The following is an 18968-nucleotide window of genomic DNA, read 5'->3' as shown; positions in this document are numbered from 1 at the left end:
TGACTCCTTGCGATTACGGCTCAGGTGGGTCCGACCCCTGCGCCGCGGGACGGCTTCGTCGCCGGGCGCCCGCGCGACCGTATCGCCCGCGCAAGGTTTACAGCAAGAGGCTTGAAAGCGACGGAAAGGATTTTCATCGAAGGGGCCCGACGGACGAAGGCCCGCCGCCCCGCGCACGGCGGACAGCGGACCTCCGGGTGAATGCCGGACTCAGCAGCTCGACTTCCCCGCGTAGATGGCGAGCGCGGTGTTCGGGGCGACCGTCGCCTGGAACCAGCCGCTGCTGTTCACCGTCACGGTCCTGTAGCCCTGCACATCGCAGTAGGTGCCGGCGGGCAGCGACGTTTCGAACCACCGGTCGGCCGTCGTGCTCTCGTGGTTGATCACCACATAACCCTTGGTGCCACGACCGAACGCGATGAGGTTGCTGCCGTCGTCCCACCACTTGGTGACCGCCTGGCCGCGCGTGGCGTTGCGGAAGGCGACCATCGACCTGATCTCCGGCCAGGCGTGCTGACACTTCCAGCCGTCCTGCCAGCAGGCGTTCACCTGGCCGCCGTTCGGCGGTCCCGCGTCCGCGTCGGACCACTCGTAGCCGGAGTTGACGTCGGGGGCGCCGTAGGGCCAGGCGAGCATGAAGACGTTGGCCAGCGTGTAGTTGGAGCCACTCTTGTAGTTCAGGGTCGAGCCGTTGCGCTCGGTGTCGTGGTTGTCCACGAAGACACCGGCGGCCGCGCTGCTCAAGTACCCCCAGCCCTCACCGTAGTTGCTCAGGTACGCCAACTTCTCGCTGGTGAACACCCGCTTGAGGTCATAGGCGTAGCGGAACTCCTGGACATCGCCGTTGCCCATGTACTCGGTCGGCTGAACCGCCTCGCCCGCGCCGTAGATGACCTCCTGCTTCCAGTAGGCGGAGGGGTTGGTCAGGCGGGACTTGATGTTGGCCAGGTCGTCCGCCGGTATGTGCTTGGCGGCGTCGACGCGGAAGCCGTCGACGCCGAGGGTGAGCAGGTCGTTCATGTAACCCGCGATCGTCTTGCGCACGTACTCCTCGCCGGTGTCCAGGTCGGCGAGGCCCACCAGTTCGCAGTGCTGGACGTTCCAGCGGTCCTGGTAGTTGGTGACCTGGGCGGTGCAGTCGTCGAAGTCGGCGTACGAGTACAGGCCCGGGTAGTCGTACTTCGTGTACGACGAGCCACCCGTGCCGGTGCCGCTGCCCGCCGACATGTGGTTGATCACCGTATCCACGACGACCTTGACGCCTGCCGCATGACAGGTGTTCACCATGTTCTGGAACGCCGTGCGGTCGCCCAGGCGGCCCGCGATCCGGTATCTCACCGGCTGGTACGACGTCCACCACTGGGAGCCTTGTATGTGCTCGGCGGGCGGGGAGACCTGGACGTAGCCGTAACCGGCCGGGCCGAGGGTGTTGGTGCACTCCTTGGCGACAGAGGCGAAGTTCCACTCGAAGAGGACCGCGGTGACGTCCTTGGTGCCGGGCGGGGAGGCGTGGGCGGTTCCGGCGGGGACGGCGAGGGCGACCGAGGCGGCGGCCGCGAGGGCGAGGGCGCCGGAGAGCGTTCTACTGGCCATGTGGGGGTTCCTTCTCCGTTGAAGGATCTACTGAGGGGCCTGTCGGAGATCCCCGAGATCCCCTGAAGGGAATTGCTGCAAGTTTTCAACTACTTGCAGTGGAGCAGACCGTACGAGCCCCGACCTCGACGGTCAACCCCCCGGACATGCTCCTGTCACACAGGTGAAAGAGGACCGGATTACCTCCGGTTGGAGCTGAGCCAGCCCGCGCGGGCAGACGACGGGGCCCGCCGTCCATTCCGGACGACGGGCCCCTGAAACCGGACGAAAATGCTTGCGACGCGTCAGGCGGTGGTCCACCAGACCGTCGTGTCGGCCGGCACCTTCGCCTCTCTGTCCGCCTCCGTCACCTCTCCGCTCGCGAGCAGGACGCGGCCGTACGCCGGGGTCGTCACCGACTCCCCCGTGGTGTTCGCCACGCACACGAACTCCCCGCGCCGGAAGGCGAGGACGCCCTCGGGCGCCCGCAGCCACTCCAGCGCGTCGCCCGCGCCCAAGTCCTGCTGCGACCGGCGGACGCTCAGCGCCGAGCGGTACAGCTCCAGCGTCGAACCCGGCGCGCCCTGCTGCGCCTCGACGCTCAGTTCGCCCCAGCCCGCCGGCTGCGGGAGCCAGCTGCCGCCGCTGCCGAAGCCGTACGACGATCCGGTGCGCGTCCACGGGATCGGGACACGGCAGCCGTCACGAAACCCGTCCTGGCCCGCGCCGCGGAAGTACGCAGGGTCCTGGCGCACCTCGTCGGGCAGGTCGACGACGTCCGGGAGGCCGAGTTCCTCGCCCTGGTAGATGTACGCCGATCCGGGCAGCGCCAGCATGAGCAGGGTGGCGGCCCTCGCCCGCCGCAGCCCCAGCTCGCGATCGCCGGCCGTGCGGATCTGGGTGCCGAGGCCGGGCACGTTGGCGAAGCGGGTGGCGTGGCGGGTCACGTCGTGGTTGGACAGGACCCAGGTGGCGGGGGCGCCGACGGGGCGCATGGCCTCGAGGGTACGGTCGATGACCTCATGGAGCTCCGCCGCGTCCCAGTCGGTGCTCAGGTACTGGAAGTTGAATGCCTGGTGCAGTTCGTCGGGGCGGACGTAGTTCGCTGTGCGCTCGATGGTGGGGGTCCATGCCTCGGCGACGAAGATGCGGTCGCCCGCGTACTCGTCGAGGATCATGCGCCACTGGCGGTAGATCTCGTGCACGCCGTTCTGGTCGAAGAACGGCATGACATCGTTGCCCAGCAGCTTGAGCTGGTCGTGGGTGCCCAGGTCGGGCAGGCCCTCCGCCTTCACCAGGCCGTGGGCCACGTCGATACGGAAGCCGTCGACGCCCATGTCGAGCCAGAAGCGGAGAATCGAGCGGAACTCGTCGCCGACCGCCGGGTGGTTCCAGTTGAAGTCGGGCTGCTCGGGCGCGAAGAGGTGGAGGTACCACTCGCCGGGTGTGCCGTCGGGTTCGGTGACACGGGTCCAGGAGGGACCGCCGAAGATGGACTCCCAGTCGTTGGGGGGCAGTTCGCCGTTCTCACCCTTCCCGGGGCGGAAGTGGTAGCGCTCCCGCAGCGGTGAGCCCGGTCCCTCGGCGAGCGCCCGCTTGAACCACTCGTGCTGGTCGGAGGAGTGGTTCGGGACCAGGTCGACGATGATGCGCAGCCCCAGGTCGTGCGCGTCGCGGATCAGCGCGTCGGCGTCCAGCAGGTTGCCGAACATGGGGTCGACGGCACGGTAGTCGGCGACGTCGTAGCCGGCGTCGGCCTGCGGCGAGGCGTAGAAGGGGCTGAGCCATACGGCGTCCACGCCGAGGTCGCGCAGATACGGGAGTCGGGAACGTACGCCTTCCAGGTCCCCCATGCCGTCGCCGTTGCTGTCGGCGAAGCTGCGCGGATAGACCTGGTAGATCACCGCGTCGCGCCACCAGTCGCGGTGGGGAGCGACGGTGGCGAGGGCGGCGTTCGGGGCCTGGTCGGCGGAGTGCTGGCTCATGGCGTCCTTGATGTGACGGGGTGGGGGTCATGTCGGGGTGGGGCGGCGGGTGACGAGGCGGCCGCGGTGACAGCGGGGTCGGACGGACACCGCGGGCCGCCACCCGCGCGGACAGGCGCGGGAGCCCTGGGTGGGGGTCAGCCCTTCGTGCCGCCTGCGGTGAGGCCGGTCACCAGGTTCTTCTGCACGAGGTAGAAGAACGCGGCGACGGGTATCGCGATCAGCACCGCGGTGGCGGCCATCAGGTTGCGCTGGGCGTCGTGTTCGCTGATGAAGCTCTGCAGACCGACGGCGAAGGTGTACTTGTCGTCGCTCAGCATGAACGTCGAGGCGAAGGCGACCTCGCCGAACGCGGTGATGAAGCTGTAGAAGGCGGCGACCGCCAGACCCGGCTTGGCGAGCGGCAGGATCAGCCGCGCGAACGTGCCGAAGGGGCTCAGCCCGTCGACGCGTCCCGCCTCGTCGATCTCGAACGGGATGGTGTCGAAGTAGCCCTTGAGCAGCCAGGCGCAATACGGCACCGCGGTCGAGCAGTACACGAGGACGAGACCGAGGTAGCTGTCGATGAGCTGCAGGTCGGCCAGGATCTGGTACATCGGCACCATGAGTACCGCTACCGGGAACATCTGGGTGACCAGGAGCACCCACATGAACTTCCGGTAGCCCGGAAAGCGCATGCGGGAGACCGCGTACCCCGTGGTCGCGGCGACCAGGACGCCGAGCACGGTGGTGCCCAGCGAGACGATCAGCGAACTCTTCAGCCAGTCGAAGAAGCCCGTGTGCTGCAGCACGAACGAGTAGTTGTCGAACGTCATCTTCTTCCAGATGCCGCCCGGGTGGAGGTAGTCGTCCTTGTCCGGGCCGAGGGACAGGAAGACCAGCCAGGCGACCGGGAAGAGCGCGACGAGGCTCGCGACGATCAGGATGCCGTGGGAGGCGAGGGACGCGGCGAGGCTGCGCTCGCCGCGGCGCCGGGTGCTGCGGGGGGCCTTTGACGGGCTGTCCTTGGTCACCGCGGCGGAGGTCTCGACAGCGGTCGTACTCATGGGAACTCCTGCCTCAGATCGCGAGCTGCTGCTCATTGCGGTTCAGCCAGCGGCGGTAGAACGAGGTGAAGACGATCAGGATGGCCAGCAGCAGGATGCCGTAGGCGGCCGACTGCGCGAAGTCGCGCGGCTGCTGTCCGAAGCCGAGGTAGTAGGCCCAGGTGACGAGGATCTGGGCGTCGGGTCCGGTGTTGCCGAACAGCAGGAAGATGACGGCGAACTGGTTGAAGGTCCAGATGATGCCGAGCAGTACGACGGTCGAGCTGACGGACCTCAGGCCGGGCAGGGTGACGTACCGGAACCGCTGCCAGGCGCTCGCGCCGTCCATCTCGGCGGCCTCGTACAGCGAGGTGTCGATGGACTGCAGTCCGCCGAGCAGCGAGACCATCATGAACGGCACACCGCACCAGGTGTTGACCATGACGGCGGCGAACCGCTGCCAGAAGGTGTCCTCGAGCCACAGCGGCGTGGGCAGGTGCAGCGCGTCGAGGGCGGAGTTGATGATGCCGCTGTCGGCGAGCATGAACCGCCAGCCGAAGACGGTGACGAAGGTCGGCACGGCCCACGGCAGGATCAGGAGCAGCCGGTAGAAGGTACGGCCGCGCAGCTTCTGGTTGAGGAGCAGGGCGAGAGCCAGCCCGATGGAGTAGTGCAGGGCGACGCACAGCGCCGTCCACACGATCGTCCAGATGAAGTGCGACCAGAACCGGTCGTACGACGTCGGGCCGAACAGGATGTCCTTGTAGTTGTCCAGCCCGATGAACTTGTAGGTGGCGTCGATGTGGTTGACGCCGATCGTACGGGCCGTGTTGAGGCTGTTGGCGTCGGTGAGCGTGAGGTAGAGGCCGTACACCAGGGGGTAGAGCACGAGGACGCCGAGAACGATCACCACGGGGGCGATCATCGCGTACGCGTACCAGTACTTCCGGTAACTGTGCTTCAGGCGCTGACCCAGCCCGGGCCGCGGTCCTCGCTCACCGCGCCGTTCGCCGGTCGCGCGGTCGATGGCGACTGTCATGGTTCGACACCTTCTGGAAAATCAGGAAGATCAGAAAAGTGGGCCGGGCGCAGGCCGGTGGCCGCCGGATCCTTCCCCCCGTTCACCGGAGGATCCGACGGCCACACGGGTTCACTTGCTGAAGTCGGGGACCAGCTTGGCGATCGCGAGTTCCGCGTTGCTCAGGCCCTTGTCCAGCGACTCCTTGCCGCCCGCGATCTTGGGCAGCTCGGTGTCGAGCGGGAGCCACAGCGAGCTGTACTCCGGCAGCGCCGGGCGCGGCTGGGCGGCGGCGAGCACGCCCTGGTAGCCGGCGACCCCGGGGTCGGCCTTGACCTGCGCGCTGTAGGCGTCCTCGCGCGTCGGCAGCGTGGAGTTCTTCAGGGCGATGGTCTCCTGGGACTTCGCCGAGGTCATGAAGTTGACGAACTTCAGCGACGCTTCCTGGTGGGCCTTGTCCGAGCCCGCGTACACGGACAGGTTGTGGCCGCCGGTCGGCGCGCCCGCCTTGCCGGTGGAGCCGGCCGGGACGGTGGCGATGCCGAGGTTGGACTTGTCCGTGAAGGCCGAGCCCTTGTAGAAGTTCGTGATCTCCCACGGCCCCTGGATGATCGCGGCCACCTTGCCGTTCACGAACGCGTCCTGGATGTGGGCGTAGGCGTCGGCGGTGGTGTCGGCCTTGTGCAGGCCCTTGCCGGAGAACAGGCTCAGCCAGGTGCCGTACGCCTTCTTCGCGGCGTCCGAGTCGACCGTGATCTTCTTGGCGCCGGCGTCGACCGTGTCGCTGCCCTCGCCGTAGAGGAACGTCTGGGCGTAGTAGGCCTGGGTGGAGCCCCAGTAGCCGTCGACCTTGGCCTTGTCCTTGATCTTCGCGGCGTCGGCCTTCAGCTCGTCCCACGTCTTGGGGGCATCGGTGATGCCGGCCTTCTCGAAGAGAGCCTTGTTGTAGACCAGAGCCAGCGTGTCGGTGACGATGGGCACACCGTACGTCTTGCCCTCGTACTGCGCCTGCTGGATCAGGCTGGACTGGAACTTGTCCTTGTCCGCGAGGGCCGCCGTGCCGTCCAGCGGCAGGAAGTAGCCCTTCTTCGCGAAGGCGGGGGTCCAGCCGACCTCGGAGCGCAGCACGTCGGGGGCACCCTTGGAACCGGCGGCGGTGTCGAACTTGTTCTCCGCCTGGTCGAAGGGGACGTTGACGTACTTGACCTTGATCTTCGGGTTGGCCTTCTGGAAGTCCGCGATCAGTGCCTTGTATGTCGGCGCTTCATTGGTGGCGTTGGAGGTGTCCCACCAGGTGATGGTGACCGGGCCGTCGGACTTGTCGCTGCCGCTGTCACTTCCGCCGCAGGCCGTCGCCGCGAGGGCGACGGACGCCACCAGCGCGGTGGCCGCTATGCCACGCCGCATGAGTTCTCCTTGAGGGTGAAAGCCCGTGTGCTACAGGTGGCGGTCCCGTCCGCCGCCCCTGCCGACTTGCCGACTGCGCCGTTGCGGCCGCCGGGCGACGTGAACGTAACAGCGATGTAAGCCTTGCGAAAGACCTTGCAGCAAAAAAGTGAAAGAACCGACGATGGTTACCCGCCCGTGACCTGGTCGTGAGAGGCCGGTGCCTTGTCTTTACGCCTGCTCGGCGGGATCACGGACACTTGTGCAAGACTCTGCAAGCTCTTGCCATACGTCGTCGGTGCGGGGGATCATCTCGTTGCGGACCGGACGCCGAACAGAACACGAGGGAGCGCGATGACGCAGCAACCCGCCACGGGCCGTTCAACCGCCCGGGCCCGGCGTCCTTTTGGTGGGCAGGCGGACATACGGCCTGTACAGTCCCATCCCGTGACCACACGGCTTGCCGACATCGCGGCCCAGGCGGGGGTCAGCGAGGCGACTGTCAGCCGCGTCCTGAACGGGAAGCCGGGCGTCGCCTCGACCACCCGCCAGTCCGTGCTGGCCGCCCTCGACGTGCTCGGCTACGAGCGTCCGGTGCGGCTGCGCCAGCGCAGCGAGGGTCTGGTGGGCCTGATCACCCCGGAGCTGGAGAACCCCATATTCCCGGCCCTGGCCCAGGTCATCGGCCAAGCGCTGACACGGCAGGGCTACACGCCGGTGCTGGCGACCCAGACGCCGGGCGGCTCCACCGAGGACGAGCTGACGGAGATGCTCGTGGACCGCGGGGTAGCGGGCATCATCTATGTTTCCGGGCTGCACGCGGACACCACCGCCGACATGCAGCGCTATGAGCGGCTGCGCGCCCAGGGCGTGCCGTTCGTACTGGTCGACGGCTTCTCGCCGAAGGTGCAGGCACCTTTCATCTCCCCGGACGACCGGGCCGCCATGTCGCTGGCGGTCACACATCTGGTGTCGCTGGGGCACACGCGGATCGGGCTGGCCCTCGGGCCCAAGCGGTTCGTACCGGTGCAGCGGAAGATAGAGGGCTTCGTCCGCACGATGCAGGAGCAGCTCGGGCTGTCCGCGCAGGACATCGAGTCGCGGCTGATCCAGCACTCGCTGTACACGCTGGAGGGCGGCCAGGCGGCGGCGTCCGCGCTCATCGACCGGGAGTGCACGGCGGTGGTGTGCGCGAGCGACATGATGGCGCTCGGGGCGATACGCGCGGCGCGGCAGCAGGGGCTGGAAGTCCCCACGGACATCTCGGTGGTGGGTTTCGACGACTCCCCGCTCATCGCCTTCACGGATCCGCCGCTGACGACGATCCGCAAGCCGGTTCCGGCGATGGGGCAGGCGGCCGTGCGGACGTTGCTGGAGGAGATCGGCGGGACACCCGCACCCCACAGTGAATTCGTGTTCATGCCGGAGCTGGTGGTGCGGGGCTCGACCGCTTCGGCGCCTGGGGACCGGAGTCGTACCTAGGCAGTGGTCCCCGGGCCCGGGAGCGGTCCGCCGGATGGGGAACATGCGTCCTGAACCCTTCCAAGGGATGATCGGTCGGGGAACGCTTTTCTGGCAGACTCTGTGCCTATGGGTGACGAGACCGTGACTGCGGTGGACGGCCGGAGGCAGGCCGCCGACGCCGTCACGGAGGAGACCGAGGACCGCGCGAGGCAGGGCCTGCTGCGGCGGATCCGCACTCCCCGGCGGCCTCGCTTCTGGTTCGAAATCCTCCTCATCGCGGTGAGTTACTGGACGTACTCACTGATCCGCAACGCCGTGCCCGAGCAGAAGGCCGAGGCACTGGCCAACGCGGACTGGCTGTGGCGCCTCGAGCAGCACATGGGAATCGCCGTGGAGGACTCGGTCAACCACGCGGCGAACTCGGTGACATGGCTGATCGTGGGCATGAACTACTACTACGCGACGCTGCACTTCGTGGTGACGCTCGGTGTTCTGGTGTGGCTGTACCGCAGCCATCCGGGCCGGTACGCGGCGACACGGCTCGCCCTGTTCGCCACGACGGCGGTGGCGCTGCTCGGCTACTACTTCTTCCCGCTCGCACCACCGCGCCTGATGACCGGCGGGGACTTCGTCGACACGGTGGTGGTGCACCAGACCTGGGGCTCGATGGCGTCGGGCGACCTGAAGCACATGTCGAACCAGTACGCGGCGATGCCGTCGATGCACATCGGCTGGTCGCTGTGGTGCGGTCTGACGATCTTCGCGCTGGCGACGGTGCCGTGGGTGCGGGTGCTGGGGCTGCTGTACCCCGTGGCGACCCTGGAGGTGATCGTTGCCACGGCGAACCACTTCTGGCTCGACGCGGTGGGCGGGACGCTCTGCCTGGCCATCGGCTTCGCGGCGACGTCGCTGTGGTACGGCGCCATGCCGTACACACTGCCGCGGACCTGGCACCGCAACCTGACACCGGTCACCGTCGGTAACAGCGGTTACGTTCCGTAGAACAGCTCCTCCACGACGGCCCTGGCCCTGCGTGTCGTGCGCCGGTAGTCGTCGAGCATGTCGCCCACGTGGCCCGGCCCGTATCCCAGGTAGCGGCCCACCGCGGCGAGCTCACGGCTCTGGGAGGGGAACGTGTCGCCCGCGCGCCCCCGCACCAGCATTACCGCGTTGCGCACCCGCGAGGCGAGAACCCAGGCCTCGTCCAGGATCGCCGCCTCCTCGCCCGCGATCAGTCCCGCGGCGCGCGCCGCCTCGAGCGCGGCACGGGTGCGCGTGGTGCGCAGGCCGGGTTCCACCCAGCCGCGCCGCAACTGAAGGAGCTGGACCGTCCATTCCACGTCCGACAGACCGCCGCGGCCCAGCTTGGTGTGGAGCGTCTTGTCGGCGCCGCGCGGCAGGCGCTCCGACTCCATGCGAGCCTTCAGGCGCCGGATCTCGCGCACGGCGTCGTCGTCGAGTCCGCCCGCCGGGTAGCGCAGCGGGTCGATCAGCTCGATGAAGCGGCGGCCGAGGTCCTCGTCCCCGGCGACGGGCTCGGCGCGCAGCAGCGCGTGCGACTCCCACACCAGCGACCAGCGCCGGTAGTACGCCTCGTACGACACGAGGGAGCGCACGAGCGGCCCCGACTTGCCCTCGGGACGCAGGTCGGCGTCGATCAGCAGCGGCGGGTCGGCACTCGGGACCTGGAGCAGCCGCCGCATCTGACCGACCACCCGGTTCGCGGCCTCGGCCGCCTCCCGTTCGTCCACGCCCTCCCGCGGCTCATGCACGAACAGCACGTCTGCGTCGGAGCCGTAGCCCAGCTCGTGTCCGCCGAAGCGGCCCATGCCGATGACGGCGAATCTGGTGGGCAGGGTGTCACCCCAGCCCTCGCGTACGACCGCGCGGAGCGTGCCCGCCAGGGTGGCCGCCGTCAGATCGGAGACCGCGCCGCCGACCATGTCGATCAGGGCGCCCTGGTCCGGCGGGGTGGATGCGTCCTCGGTGCCGTAGGAGCCGACGATGTCCGCGGCGGCCGTACGGAACAGCTCGCGCCGCCGCACTCCGCGCGCCACCGTGACCGCCTGCCCGGCGTTCTCGGCGCGGCCGACCGCGGCGAGGATCTCCTGTTCCAGGTGGGCGCGCCCGCGGGGCTCCAGTCCGCCGCCGTCACCGTCACCGAGGAGGGCCACCGCCTCGGGTGCGCGCATCAGCAGGTCGGGGGCGAGCCGGCCGGCGGACAGGACACGGGCGAGGTTCTCGGCGGCTGCGCCCTCGTCCCGCAGCAGCCGCAGGTACCACGGGGTCTTTCCGAGCGCGTCCGACACCTTGCGGAAGCCCAGCAGACCGGCGTCCGGGTCGGCGGAGTCGGCGAACCAGCCGAGCAGTACGGGCAGCAGGGTGCGCTGGATGGCGGCCTTGCGGGTGACGCCGGACGCCAGCGCCTCCAGGTGGCGCAGTGCGGCCGCCGGGTCCGCGTAGCCGAGCGCGACGAGCCGTTCCCGGGCCGCGTCGGGGCTCAGCCGTGCCTCACCGGGGCCGAGCTGGGCGACGGCGTCGAGCAGCGGCCGGTAGAACAGCTTCTCGTGCAGCCGGCGTACGACGCCGGTGTGCCGCCTCCACTCGCGCCGCAGCTCGGCGACCGGCTCGGTACGCAGGCCCAGGGAGCGGCCGAGGCGGCGCAGGTCGGCCTCATCCTCCGGGACGAGGTGGGTACGGCGCAGCCGGTAGAGCTGGAGGCGGTGCTCCATGGACCGCAGAAAGCGGTAGGCCTCGTCGAGCTGCACGGCGTCGGCGCGCCCGACGTAGCCGCCGGCCGCGAGTGCATTCAGGGCGTCCAGCGTGGTGCCGCTGCGCAGCGAGCTGTCGGACCGCCCGTGCACCAACTGCAGGAGCTGTACGGCGAATTCGACGTCCCTGAGGCCTCCCGGCCCGAGCTTCAGTTCGCGCTCGATCTCCCCGACCGGGATGTTGGCGATCACCCGGCGGCGCATCCTCTGCACGTCGGCGACGAAGTTCTCCCGCTCGGCGGCCTGCCAGACGAGCGGGGCGAGGGTGGCGACGTACTCCTCGCCGAGTTCGATGTCGCCGGCCACCGGGCGCGCCTTGAGCAGGGCCTGGAACTCCCAGGTCTTGGCCCAGCGCTGGTAGTACGCGAGGTGGCTGCTGAGGGTGCGGACGAGCGGACCGTTTCTGCCCTCGGGCCGCAGGTTGGCGTCCACGGGCCAGATGCTGCCCTCGACGGTCGTCTCGGAGCAGATGCGCATCATGTGCGAGGCGAGCCGGGTCGCGGCCTGCAGGGCCTTGCGCTCGTCGGCGCCGTTCGCGGCCTCACCGACGAAGATGACGTCCACGTCGGAGACGTAGTTCAGCTCGTGGCCGCCGCACTTGCCCATCGCGATCACCGCGAGCGAGCAGCTCGCGGCGTCGTCGGGGGCCGCGGCGCGGGCGATGGCGAGGGCGGCGCGCAGCGTGGCGGTGGCAAGGTCGGCCAGCTCGGCTGCGGTCTGAGCGACGTCGATGGTGCCGCACACGTCGCGCGCAGCGATCGACAGCAGAGAGCGGCGGTAGGCGACGCGCAGCGAGACGGGGTCGGTGGCCTCGGCGAGCTGCCGTTCGAACTCCGCCACGCCGGGGTGCAGGTCGTGCGGCTCGTAATTGACCAGCGCATGCCAGTCGCCCGGGTGGCGCGCGAGGTGGTCGGCGAGTGCGGCGGAGGCGCCGAGGACGCCGAGCAGCCGGTCGCGCAGGGGCTTGGCGGAGATCAGCGTGTCGAGCAGCTCGCGCCGGGCGGTGGGGGCGGGCTGCGCCTCCAGCAGCCGGACGAGACCGCGCAGTGCCAGATCGGGGTCGGCGGTCGCGCCCAGGGCGTCGAGCAGGATGGGATCGGACCTTATCGGCGCAAGTTCGACGCTCTCCAGCAGCCGCTCGGCGGCGGAGGGGTCGGTGAAGCCGTGCCGCAGCAGTCGCGTGAAGGTACTGCTCCTGCGTCCCGGCACCGTCATCCTCGGCCTCCCGTCGAAACCGCGCTCGTACCAGCCGGCGGATCAAGGTCGTACGGGCCGAGCCTAACCGGAGTAACCCGCGCAAGCCCCGGTGCGGGGGGCGATGAATTCCGCCGACGTGCGGAGTCTGCCCTGTTGAGAGGACCTTCCGGTGGCTGGAGGAGAGAACATGACGGACAAGGAACCCGACACCCGTCTCGACGAGCGCTACAGCAGCCCGGGGGCGGTCGCGACCTCCTGGGCGCAGGCCGTGGACCGGCTGGCGGGCGCCGAACTCTACTGGCTGTCGACCGTCCGCCCCGACGGCCGGCCTCACGTCACCCCCCTCATCGGCCTGTGGCGGGAGGGGGCAGTGCACTTCGCGACGGGCGCCGACGAACGCAAGGCGCGCAACCTCGCGATCAATCCGCACGTCGTGCTCACCACGGGCACGAACACCTGGGCCGAGGGCTTCGACATCGTGGTCGAGGGCGAGGCGGTGCGTGTGACGGACGTGGACCGGCTGCGCGAGCTCGCCAGGGGCTGGGAGGACGAGTACGGGCCGGAGTGGCATTTCGAGGTGCGCGAGGACGGGGCTTTCCAGGGACAGGGCGGGCCCGCTTTCGTCTACTCGGTGTCGCCGCGGACCGCTTTCGGCTTCGGCAAGGGGGAGCCGTTCAGCCAGACGCGGTGGCGGTTCGGGTGACGCAGGACGACGCGAAGCGCACACCCCGGCTCCGCGAGCGTTGCCCGGGGTGTGCGCTGCTGCCGGTGCCGGACGAGACCGGCGGCCACGGCCGTCCCGTCAGTGCAACTGGCCGACCTGGTAGTCGCCGGCGGGCTGCTGGGTGATGACGTTTCCGCGGTTGAAGGCGTTGATGACGGCGATCTGGGTCACCAAGTCGGCGAGTTGGTCCTCGTCGTAGTGCTTGGCGGCGTTCGCCCAGGCCTCGTCGGTGACACCACCGGCCGCGTCGGCGATGCGGGTGCCCTGTTCCGTCAGCTCCAGGGCGGCGCGCTCGGCATCGGTGAACACCGTGGCCTCCCGCCAGGCCGCGACCAGGTGGAGGCGCTGCGCCGTCTCCCCGGCGTGTGCGGCCTCCTTGGTGTGCATGTCGATGCATCCGGCGCAGCCGTTGATCTGACTGGCGCGGAGCATCACCAGTTCGCGCGTCGCGGCCGGCAGCGTCGAGTCCGCGAGCGCCTTGGCCGCCGAGACGATGTGCTTCATGGCCTTGGCTGCGACCGGGCTGGCCATGGGGTTCAACCGAGCTTCCATGGTGCACTCCTGTGTCGTGGTCGGTGGTTGCACCTCTTGGACGCAGCAGCTCCCGCAAGTTGTGACACGAACGAATGTGACCTGCCTCTCCCCTCCCGTACCGCGGGCAGGTACCACCTGCGGTCACCGACCTTCAGTGACCTGTACAACCCGGCGCCGGACGCCCGAGAGACGGCCCAGGGGCAGTGACACGCGGTGGGGCCGACGGTCCACGACCATCGGCCCCACTTGTCGAAAATCAGCGGGATACCCGCTGTGACCTGCGCCTACAGCACCGGCAGGTTCTTGCGCAGCTCGAACGCCGTGACCTCCGAGCGGTACTCCTCCCACTCCTGCTTCTTGTTGCGGAGGAAGAAGTCGAAGACGTGTTCGCCGAGGGTCTCCGCGATCAGGTCGCTGCGCTGCATCAAGGTGAGCGCCTCGCCGAGGTTCTGCGGCAGGGGCTCGATGCCCATGGCGCGGCGCTCGGCGTCCGTCAGGGCCCACACGTCGTCCTCGGCGCCCGGCGGGAGCTCGTAGCCCTCCTCGATGCCCTTCAGGCCGGCGGCCAGCAGGACCGCGTAGGCCAGGTACGGGTTCGCGCCCGAGTCGAGCGAGCGGACCTCGACGCGGGCCGAGCCGGTCTTCCCGGGCTTGTACATCGGGACGCGGACCAGGGCCGAGCGGTTGTTGTGGCCCCAGCAGATGTAGGAGGGGGCCTCGCCGCCGGCGCCTGCCGTGCGCTCGGAGCCGCCCCAGATGCGCTTGTACGAGTTCACCCACTGGTTGGTGACCGCCGAGGTCTCCGCCGCGTGCCGCAGCAGACCCGCGATGAAGGAGCGGCCGACCTTGGACAGCTGGTACTCGGCACCCGACTCGTAGAACGCGTTCCGGTCGCCCTCGAAGAGCGAGAGGTGTGTGTGCATGCCGCTGCCCGGGTGCTCCGAGAACGGCTTCGGCATGAAGGTCGCCTGCACGCCCTGTTCCAGCGCCACCTGCTTCATGACCAGACGGAACGTCATGATGTTGTCGGCCGTGGACAGCGCGTCCGCGTAGCGCAGGTCGATCTCCTGCTGGCCCGGCGCGCCCTCGTGGTGGGAGAACTCGACCGAGATGCCCATCGACTCCAGCATCGTGATCGCCTGGCGGCGGAAGTCCATGCCGACGTTCTGCGGGGTGTGGTCGAAGTAGCCGGAATTGTCGGCCGGGGTCGGCCGGGAGCCGTCGAGAGGCCGGTCCTTCAGCAGGAAGAACTCGATCTCCGGGTGGGTGTAGAAGGTGAAGCCCAGGTCGGAGGCGCGGGCGAGGGCGCGCTTGAGCACGTACCGCGGGTCCGCGAAGGACGGGGAGCCGTCCGGCATGAGGATGTCGCAGAACATACGGGCCGTGCCCGGCGCCTCGGCACGCCACGGCAGGACCTGGAAGGTCGACGGGTCCGGCTTGGCGATCATGTCGGACTCGTACACCCGCGCGAAGCCCTCGATGGCGGAGCCGTCGAAGCCGATGCCCTCGTCGAAGGCCTGCTCCAGTTCGGCGGGCGCCACGGCCACGGACTTCAGGAAGCCCAGCACGTCCGTGAACCACAGGCGTACGAACCGGATGTCGCGCTCCTCCAGTGTCCGGAGCACGAACTCCTGCTGCTTGTCCATCTTCCGCTTCCCCATCCTTGCTGGTCAGGCCGCCTGTCTCCCGTACCACAGGAGGCGGTCGGGCACCTGAGCATCCCACCACAACACCGTTTCATGCGCGTTGCGGACCTTGATCGCCGGGCCGACCCGGGACTGAACGCCTCGCGTATGGCAGGTGTCCTGCTCTGTCGCCCATCTTGCCTGTTCGTCGGCCCATGTGTAATGGCCGACCTCTTCTCACTCTCCCGCCTCATAATTTGCATCTCATATGCAAGTTTTACTACGGTGGCGGACACCCGACGGGGCCGAGACCCACCCCTCGCAAAGGAGTCCCGATGCTGTCCGAACAGTCCGCCGCCACGGTCCGTGCCACCCTCCCCGCGGTCGGCGCCTCCCTCGGGAAGATCACCGAGCGTTTCTACGACGGGCTGTTCTCCGCTCACCCGGAACTGCTGCGCGACCTCTTCAACCGCGGCAACCAGGCGGCCGGCACCCAGCGGCAGGCGCTGGCGGGCTCGATCGCCGCCTTCGCTTCGTACCTGGTGGAGCACCCGGAGGAGCGGCCCGACGTGATGCTGAGCCGCATCGCCCACAAGCACGCCTCACTGGGTGTGACGCCCGAGCAGTACAAGGTCGTCCACCAGCACCTCTTCGCGGCCATCGCGGAGGTCCTGCAAGACGCGGTCACCCCCGAGGTCGCGACCGCATGGGACGAGGTCTACTGGCTGATGGCGAACGCGCTGATCGCGATCGAGAGGCGGCTGTACGACGCGAGCGGGCAGACCGGCTGGCGGACCTGGCGCGTCGCCGGACGCGTCGAGGAGACCTTGGACGTCGCCACCTTCCAGCTGCGCCCGGCCGACGACGGCCCCGTCCCCGACTTCCGCCCCGGCCAGTACGTCTCCGTCCGCGTCGGGCTCCCGGACGGCGCCCGGCAGATCCGCCAGTACAGCCTCTCCGCCGCACCCGGCTCACCGCTGCGGCAGATCAGCGTCAAGCGCGTGCCGGGCGGTACGGTACGGCCCTCGACGGAGAGGTCTCCGGCCACCTCCACGCCCGCGTGCACGAGGGCGACGTCCTCGAGCTGTCGGCCCCCTACGGCGATCTCGTCCTGGACGCCGGCGACGCGCCCCTGCTGCTCGCCTCCGCCGGCATCGGCGTGACCCCGATGATCGCCATGCTGGAGCAGCTGGCCCGCACCGGCCACGGCGCCCCGGTCACGGTCGTGCACGCGGATCGCTCCCCCGCCGTGCACGCCCTGCGCGCCGACCACGAGGGGTTCGCGGCCAAGCTGCCGGACTGCGCCGTGCACTTCTGGTACGAGCAGGGCGCGCCCGAGTCCGCGCGCACCGGCCGCGCAGACCTCTCCCAGCTGGCGGTCGCGCCGGGCACGCGCGCGTATTTGTGCGGTCCGCTGCCCTTCATGCGCACCGTACGCGCCCAGCTCATCGAGAAGGGCGTGGCGCCCGCCGACATCCACTACGAGGTGTTCGGACCCGACCTGTGGCTGGCGGAGAGCTGACCGAACCCCCGGCCGGCGCGCTGAAGTGCCCCGGACAGCGACCCGCGCCGGCCAGGCCCTGTCGCCGAACTCCCGTCGTCCGTCCACCGGGCAGGGCGGGAGTCCGACGACAGGGCCTAAGGCATCCGGGAGATCCCCAGCAGCAGCGGTCCCGTCGGCGCCGCCACCACGTCCTCGACCGTCACCGGGTCCAGCGAGGCGAAGAACGCCTCCTGGGCCCGCCGCAGCGCACCGCGCAGCCGGCACCCGGTGTGGAGGGGGCAGGGCGTGGCGCCGCCCTCGCAGTCGACGACGTCGCCGTCACCTTCGAAGGCACGGACGACCGCGCCGACCGACGCCGTACGCCCGGGCTCGGTGAGCGAGAGCCCGCCGCCCCGGCCGCGACGGGTCTCCAGCAACCCCATGTGCTGAAGTTGCGCGACGACCTTCGCGGCGTGCGTGTACGGCACGTCCATGGCCGCCGCGACCTCGCGGGTCGTGGGGTGGGACTCGCCGGTGACGGCGAGCCGCATCAGGACGCGCAGCGCCAGGTCGGTGGAGCGCAACAGCCGCATGCCACCAGCGTAAATAATGCGCATCTTGGTTTCAAATTATGGGCACGAAAGCCACTTGTTCAGCCATTCCCGTGACCTTGATACGTACGGGGGTCCGCGTCCCACTACGATCAGCGGTCCCGCCCGTCCCCGCTTTTCCCGAACCCGCCCGTCCCCGCTTTTCCCGAAACCCGCCCGTCCCCGCTTTTGCAGAAACCCGCCCTTCCCCGCCCTTCCCGAAAAGGACTCCCATGGGTTCCGCCAACAAGACCGGCTCCGCCGAGCGCAAGGCACGCATAGAGGAAATGCGCCGCGCCGAGCGCGCCCGTGAGCGCCGCAGCCGGATCCTCACCGTCGCCGCGAGCGTGGTCGTCGTCGCCGGTCTCGTCGTCGGCGGTGTCGTCCTCGTCCAGTCGCAGTCCGGCGACAAGGCCGCCGCCGCGAGCGACGCCAAGGGCTCGGGCCACTTCGTCACGGGCGCCGACGGCGTGAAGACCTGGAAGGGCACGCTGGGCCGCACCCACACCGCCAAGGCCGTGACGTACCCCATGGAGCCTCCGGTCGGCGGCAACCACAACCCGGTCTGGCAGAACTGCAACGGCGACGTCTACACCAAGCCCGTCAACAACATGAACGCCGTGCACTCGCTGGAGCACGGCGCCGTCTGGGTGACGTACAACAGCAAGGCGTCCAAGACCGACGTCGACGCGCTCGCCGCGAAGGTGAAGAAGACGCCGTACACGCTGATGAGCCCCGTCGGGGACCAGAAGGACCCGATCATGCTCAGCGCCTGGGCCCACCAGCGCACGGTCAAAAGCGCGAGCGACCCGGACGTCGACAAGTTCTTCGCCCAGTTCGTCCAGGGCTCCCAGACGCCGGAGCCGGGAGCCGCCTGTACCGGCGGACTGGGCCAGTGAGGCACATCGGCTGGATCGCGGGGGCGGCCGCGGCGGCGCTCATCGCGGCCGGGGCGATCACCTACGCGGTCGCCGAGGACACCGGATCCACGACCGAGGTGCCCACCGCCGGCTCCGCGGACGCGGGCTTCGCCCGGGACATGGCGGTGCACCACCAGCAGGCCGTCGAGATGTCGTACATCGTGCGCGACCGCACGAAGAACGAGGAGGTGCGCCGGCTCGCCTACGACATCGCGCAGACGCAGGCCAACCAGCGCGGCATGCTGCTGGGTTGGCTCGACCTGTGGGGGCTGCCGAAGGTGTCCGCCGATCCGCCGATGACGTGGATGGGCATGGGCGACATGGCCTCCGGCAAGGACGGCGCGCTGATGCCGGGCATGGCGACCAACACCGAGCTGAAGAAGCTCAACACGCTTCAAGGCAAACAGGCGGAGATCCTCTACCTGCAGCTGATGACCGACCACCACAAGGGCGGCATCCACATGGCCGAGGGCTGTGTCGCCAAGTGCACGGTGGGCGTCGAGAAGAAGCTCGCGCAGGGCATGGTCGACGCGCAGCAGTCGGAGATCGAACTGATGGCGACGATGCTCCGGGAACGCGGCGCGAAGCCACGCGACTAGCCGTATCGCACACCCCCGCACCCCCGCCGCGTTCCGGACGCGCAAGGACGCCTCGGCAATCGCAATCAAGCCGCA

At 69.3% G+C, this 18968-nt stretch carries 14 protein-coding genes and 1 pseudogene; 6 read left to right on the top strand and 9 right to left on the bottom strand.

All coding sequences use genetic code 11. The annotated features are described in order from the left end of the window. Nucleotides 1-210: 210 nt before the first annotated feature. From ACZ3TS_RS02315 to ACZ3TS_RS02295, 5 genes are all read right to left on the bottom strand, one after another. Nucleotides 211-1593, bottom strand: coding sequence for an alpha-amylase (locus ACZ3TS_RS02315; RefSeq protein ID WP_467612879.1), 1383 nt, complete (start codon nucleotides 1591-1593; stop codon nucleotides 211-213). Nucleotides 1594-1877: 284 nt separating this feature from the next. Beyond that, on the bottom strand, nucleotides 1878-3557 hold the full coding sequence (locus tag ACZ3TS_RS02310) for a glycoside hydrolase family 13 protein (RefSeq protein ID WP_467612876.1): 1680 nt from the start codon (nucleotides 3555-3557) through the stop codon (nucleotides 1878-1880). Between the two features lie 137 nt (nucleotides 3558-3694). Next, nucleotides 3695-4603 (bottom strand): sugar ABC transporter permease, encoded by a 909-nt coding sequence (locus ACZ3TS_RS02305; protein WP_467612872.1) that lies wholly within the window; start codon nucleotides 4601-4603, stop codon nucleotides 3695-3697. A gap of 13 nt (nucleotides 4604-4616) precedes the next feature. Further along, on the bottom strand, nucleotides 4617-5621 hold the full coding sequence (locus ACZ3TS_RS02300) for a carbohydrate ABC transporter permease (RefSeq protein WP_467612868.1): 1005 nt from the start codon (nucleotides 5619-5621) through the stop codon (nucleotides 4617-4619). Between the two features lie 111 nt (nucleotides 5622-5732). Beyond that, entirely contained in the window at nucleotides 5733-7007 is a 1275-nt protein-coding gene (locus tag ACZ3TS_RS02295) for an extracellular solute-binding protein (RefSeq protein WP_467612865.1), read from the bottom strand. A 426-nt stretch (nucleotides 7008-7433) separates the two neighbouring features. Between ACZ3TS_RS02295 and ACZ3TS_RS02290 the strand changes: the two genes are divergently transcribed. Beyond that, a complete protein-coding gene (locus ACZ3TS_RS02290) occupies nucleotides 7434-8468 on the top strand; it encodes a LacI family DNA-binding transcriptional regulator (protein ID WP_467612862.1) in 1035 nt (344 codons plus the stop codon). 108 nt (nucleotides 8469-8576) lie between these two features. Further along, nucleotides 8577-9452 carry a phosphatase PAP2 family protein gene (locus ACZ3TS_RS02285; protein WP_467612859.1) on the top strand — a complete coding sequence of 292 codons (876 nt, stop codon included), beginning with the start codon at nucleotides 8577-8579 and terminating at the stop codon, nucleotides 9450-9452. On the opposite strand, the gene ACZ3TS_RS02280 is transcribed toward ACZ3TS_RS02285, so the two are convergent. Continuing rightward, nucleotides 9440-12436 carry a bifunctional [glutamine synthetase] adenylyltransferase/[glutamine synthetase]-adenylyl-L-tyrosine phosphorylase gene (locus ACZ3TS_RS02280; RefSeq protein WP_467612856.1) on the bottom strand — a complete coding sequence of 999 codons (2997 nt, stop codon included), beginning with the start codon at nucleotides 12434-12436 and terminating at the stop codon, nucleotides 9440-9442. The two genes, ACZ3TS_RS02285 and ACZ3TS_RS02280, sit on opposite strands and share 13 nt — an antisense overlap. Nucleotides 12437-12605: 169 nt before the next feature. Between ACZ3TS_RS02280 and ACZ3TS_RS02275 the strand changes: the two genes are divergently transcribed. Beyond that, the gene (locus ACZ3TS_RS02275; RefSeq protein WP_467612853.1) at nucleotides 12606-13121 is read left to right on the top strand and encodes a pyridoxamine 5'-phosphate oxidase family protein; all 516 of its coding nucleotides are present in this window, start codon (nucleotides 12606-12608) and stop codon (nucleotides 13119-13121) included. 99 nt (nucleotides 13122-13220) lie between these two features. Here the strand turns inward: ACZ3TS_RS02275 and ACZ3TS_RS02270 are convergent, their stop codons facing one another. Next, nucleotides 13221-13694, bottom strand: coding sequence for a carboxymuconolactone decarboxylase family protein (locus ACZ3TS_RS02270; protein ID WP_467612850.1), 474 nt, complete (start codon nucleotides 13692-13694; stop codon nucleotides 13221-13223). Between the two features lie 266 nt (nucleotides 13695-13960). Beyond that, on the bottom strand, nucleotides 13961-15322 hold the full coding sequence (gene glnA, locus ACZ3TS_RS02265) for a type I glutamate--ammonia ligase (protein ID WP_467612847.1): 1362 nt from the start codon (nucleotides 15320-15322) through the stop codon (nucleotides 13961-13963). 314 nt (nucleotides 15323-15636) lie between these two features. On the opposite strand from glnA, the pseudogene ACZ3TS_RS02260 reads away from it, so the two are divergent. Next, nucleotides 15637-16823, top strand: a pseudogene (locus ACZ3TS_RS02260) (globin domain-containing protein). 116 nt (nucleotides 16824-16939) lie between these two features. Here the strand turns inward: ACZ3TS_RS02260 and ACZ3TS_RS02255 are convergent. Beyond that, nucleotides 16940-17377, bottom strand: coding sequence for an RrF2 family transcriptional regulator (locus ACZ3TS_RS02255; protein WP_467612844.1), 438 nt, complete (start codon nucleotides 17375-17377; stop codon nucleotides 16940-16942). Between the two features lie 230 nt (nucleotides 17378-17607). On the opposite strand from ACZ3TS_RS02255, the gene ACZ3TS_RS02250 reads away from it, so the two are divergent. Continuing rightward, complete coding sequence (locus ACZ3TS_RS02250) at nucleotides 17608-18273, top strand: DUF3105 domain-containing protein (protein WP_467612841.1); 666 nt, start codon at nucleotides 17608-17610, stop codon at nucleotides 18271-18273. Further along, nucleotides 18270-18893 carry a DUF305 domain-containing protein gene (locus ACZ3TS_RS02245; RefSeq protein WP_467612838.1) on the top strand — a complete coding sequence of 208 codons (624 nt, stop codon included), beginning with the start codon at nucleotides 18270-18272 and terminating at the stop codon, nucleotides 18891-18893. The genes ACZ3TS_RS02250 and ACZ3TS_RS02245 overlap by 4 nt, the downstream gene beginning before the upstream one ends. Nucleotides 18894-18968: the final 75 nt, after the last annotated feature.

This window comes from Streptomyces sp. NPDC022910 (assembly GCF_055561075.1).
This window is presented reverse-complemented; position numbering and strand designations above follow the sequence as displayed.

Bases quoted from the DNA above. Each gene is read 5' to 3' on its own strand.
- ACZ3TS_RS02285 (WP_467612859.1), top strand. From the start codon at position 8,577: ATGGGTGACGAGACCGTGACTGCGGTGGACGGCCGGAGGCAGGCCGCC.
- ACZ3TS_RS02315 (WP_467612879.1), bottom strand. From the start codon at position 1,593: ATGGCCAGTAGAACGCTCTCCGGCGCCCTCGCCCTCGCGGCCGCCGCC.
- ACZ3TS_RS02280 (WP_467612856.1), bottom strand. From the start codon at position 12,436: ATGACGGTGCCGGGACGCAGGAGCAGTACCTTCACGCGACTGCTGCGG.
- ACZ3TS_RS02270 (WP_467612850.1), bottom strand. From the start codon at position 13,694: ATGGAAGCTCGGTTGAACCCCATGGCCAGCCCGGTCGCAGCCAAGGCC.
- ACZ3TS_RS02275 (WP_467612853.1), top strand. From the start codon at position 12,606: ATGACGGACAAGGAACCCGACACCCGTCTCGACGAGCGCTACAGCAGC.
- glnA (WP_467612847.1), bottom strand. From the start codon at position 15,322: ATGGACAAGCAGCAGGAGTTCGTGCTCCGGACACTGGAGGAGCGCGAC.
- ACZ3TS_RS02300 (WP_467612868.1), bottom strand. From the start codon at position 5,621: ATGACAGTCGCCATCGACCGCGCGACCGGCGAACGGCGCGGTGAGCGA.
- ACZ3TS_RS02305 (WP_467612872.1), bottom strand. From the start codon at position 4,603: ATGAGTACGACCGCTGTCGAGACCTCCGCCGCGGTGACCAAGGACAGC.
- ACZ3TS_RS02250 (WP_467612841.1), top strand. From the start codon at position 17,608: ATGGGTTCCGCCAACAAGACCGGCTCCGCCGAGCGCAAGGCACGCATA.
- ACZ3TS_RS02255 (WP_467612844.1), bottom strand. From the start codon at position 17,377: ATGCGGCTGTTGCGCTCCACCGACCTGGCGCTGCGCGTCCTGATGCGG.
- ACZ3TS_RS02310 (WP_467612876.1), bottom strand. From the start codon at position 3,557: ATGAGCCAGCACTCCGCCGACCAGGCCCCGAACGCCGCCCTCGCCACC.
- ACZ3TS_RS02295 (WP_467612865.1), bottom strand. From the start codon at position 7,007: ATGCGGCGTGGCATAGCGGCCACCGCGCTGGTGGCGTCCGTCGCCCTC.